The sequence below is a fragment of the Vibrio sp. 10N.222.49.C9 genome, assembly GCF_041474985.1.
GTDB lineage: Bacteria > Pseudomonadota > Gammaproteobacteria > Enterobacterales > Vibrionaceae > Vibrio > Vibrio crassostreae_C.
Window position 1 is genome coordinate 1 of the sequence record NZ_JBFRVD010001529.1, and the last position, 305, is coordinate 305.

The window sequence follows — 305 nt, forward strand, 5'->3', positions numbered from 1 at the left end:
GCTAAAGCCTGAGTTGCTAAAAGATTTAGATAAACTAAAACTGACCTACAGTAACTGGTTAAATGTACCGGGTGTAGACCAACAGCGCCTACAAGGTCTATTAAGCGAAATAGCTCTAGTGCACAAAGAGGTATTAGGGGCTCAACGATTTGGCACCAAACTTAAAGAAGACAGTTTTTTGTCTTCCATTAGACAGCGCTTTAACCTGCCTGGCGGGGCATGCTGCTTTGATCTTCCTGCGTTGCACTATTGGCTTCATCAGCCTCTAGAAAAGCGCATGGCGGATGCTCAGCAGTGGCTGAAAT

At 45.2% G+C, this 305-nt stretch carries 1 protein-coding gene; it reads left to right on the forward strand.

The genetic code is table 11. The features are described 5' to 3' along the window. A partial coding sequence (zapD, locus tag AB4585_RS29095; RefSeq protein WP_372172280.1) for a cell division protein ZapD occupies positions 1-305 on the forward strand: 305 nt, incomplete at both ends.